Genomic DNA, 2,124 nt, shown 5'->3' on the forward strand with positions numbered 1-2,124 from the left:
GCCACGGGAAGAGGGCCGGGGTATCCACCTCCTCGATTCGACCGGCCCGTCCGCCCCGGTCGACCCGCAGGCCCCTCGCCGTGCCGGGGAGCTCCTCCCGGGGCCGCCCGGCGCCGTGCCCCGGCGCCCCGGGGTCGCGCGGATGCGGGGGCCGGGGGGTGTGCTCGGCCGGTCCGCGCGGTGGGCGCCCCGGTCGCGGTCGGTCCCGGCCCGGGGTCGCGGTGCCCGGACCCGGGCCCGCCGGGCCGGGAGGTGTCACCCGGGGATCGAACATCCGGCCCCCGCCGTCGGCCGGCTCGTTCGGCGGCCCCGGTACCTCGGTTTCCGCCACCCGGTAGGGTCGCTGTCGCATGGGAGCGAGCCGGGCGCCCTCGGCGTCCGCCCGGCAGGTGGCGGCGAAGCCGTCCGCCGCGTCCCCGGGGTCCGTCCCCCGGGCCGTTCGGTCGGGGTCGCCCCCGGTGTCGTGCGTCGGCCCGCTCGCGGTGGCCCGGGCGGGGGACCGCGCGGCGGCGGTGCCGAAGCCGGCCGCCTCCGGTGTCACCGGTCGTCCGATCCGTCGGGAGAGGGCCTCGGCGGCCAGTTCCGGGACGGGCTCCCGGGGCAGGGTGCCGGCCAGCCAGTGCGCCACGGCGGTGCGGTCGTACCGCAGTGGGCACCCGATCTCGGAGCCGATCGCGTTCACGGACCGGGCCAGCGCCTCCTGGGTCCAGTCGGCCTCGTCCAGCAGGCTTCGCAGCCGTTCGTTGGGCATCCGCCGGTGTGTCATGACTCCTTGGTGCCACACCCGGGCCCTCCGGTCAGCGGCGCACGGCGGCGCGTGTCGTGCTTCCCGGGCTTCCGTGTCACCCGATGGGCGGGCTTGTCCCCGCAGCCGTCACCCATGGGTGTGATCCCGGTCCGAACGCACCGGCGATGTCCGCGCGGGCGCTCTTCCCGGCAGGGGTGGGCCGGGGCCCCGCCGCTCGGCCCGGTCGGTCCCCTCGGCCCTCCCGTCGGCGACACGACCGACGGAGGGCGAACCGGCCGTTGTGCCGTCGCCCGGGAAGCCGCCCACCGGAGTGTGCCCCGGGCACAGCCCGGGGGGCGGAACGTGCCGAATCCTCCCCGGACCCCACGGCGCCCGGGCCGTCGACCCTGACAACGCGTGGCCTCCGCCGCTAGCGTGATCGGCATGTCCGGCATCGATGGAACCCCGACCGAGTCCGTGCGCGCCGTGGTCCTTCCGGGGGTGGGCGAGCCCCTGCGGGTGAGTCGGATCTCGCTTCCCCGTCCCGGAGCCGGGCGGGTGCGGGTCCGACTCGCGGCGGCCGGTGTCTGCCACTCGGACCTGTCCCTGGCCAACGGCACCCTGGCGCACCCCGTCCCCGCCGTGCTCGGACACGAGGGCGCGGGCACCGTCACCGAGGTCGGCGAGGGCGTGGAGTCGGTCCGCCCCGGTCAGCGGGTGGTCCTCAACTGGGCCCCCTCCTGCGGGCGGTGCCACTTCTGCGCGGTTCTGGAGGAACCCTGGTTGTGCGCGGAGGCCAACGCCGGGACCACCGTCCCCTACGCGCGTGACGACGCCGGGGGTGAGCTGTACCCGGGGCTGACCGTCGCCGCCTTCGCCGAGGAGACCGTCGTCCCGGAGCACGCCGTCCTGCCCCTGCCCGACGGCATCCCGTTGACCGAGGCCGCCCTGCTCGGTTGCGCGGTGCTCACCGGCTGGGGGGCGGTGCACCACAGCGCCCGGGTGCGGGAGGGGGAGAGCGTCCTGGTGATCGGTGTCGGCGGGGTGGGTCTGGCGGTGCTGCAGGCGGCCCGGATCGCCGGCGCGGCGCGGATCGTCGCGGTGGACGTCGCGGAGGGCAAGGAGCCGCTGGCCCGCGCGGCCGGCGCGACCGACTTCCTGCTCGCCTCCGAGCGCACGGCGCGTGAGGTGCGGGCGCTGACCGGCGGCCTCGGGGTGGACGCGGCGATCGAGTGCGCCGGGCGGGCCGAGAGCATCCGCGCCGCCTGGAGCGCCACCCGGCGCGGTGGTCGTGCGGTGGTCGTGGGGATCGGGGGCAAGGACCAGAAGGTCTCCTTCTCCGCGCTGGAACTCTTCATCACCGGTCGCACACTGAGCAGCTGCGTCTACGGCAACAG

At 77.0% G+C, this 2,124-nt stretch carries 1 protein-coding gene and 1 pseudogene; one reads left to right on the plus strand and one right to left on the minus strand.

Annotated features, from left to right (window positions below; genetic code table 11):
• A pseudogene (locus FNQ90_RS20625) lies at nucleotides 1-766 on the minus strand (hypothetical protein); the annotation flags it as partial.
• Between the two features lie 405 nt (nucleotides 767-1,171).
• On the opposite strand from FNQ90_RS20625, the gene FNQ90_RS20630 reads away from it, so the two are divergent.
• Nucleotides 1,172-2,124, plus strand: a 953-nt coding sequence (locus FNQ90_RS20630) for a zinc-binding dehydrogenase (protein ID WP_182607728.1), incomplete at its 3' end; no start/stop codon positions are given.

This window comes from Streptomyces alkaliphilus, assembly GCF_014141535.1.
GTDB lineage: Bacteria > Actinomycetota > Actinomycetes > Streptomycetales > Streptomycetaceae > Streptomyces > Streptomyces alkaliphilus.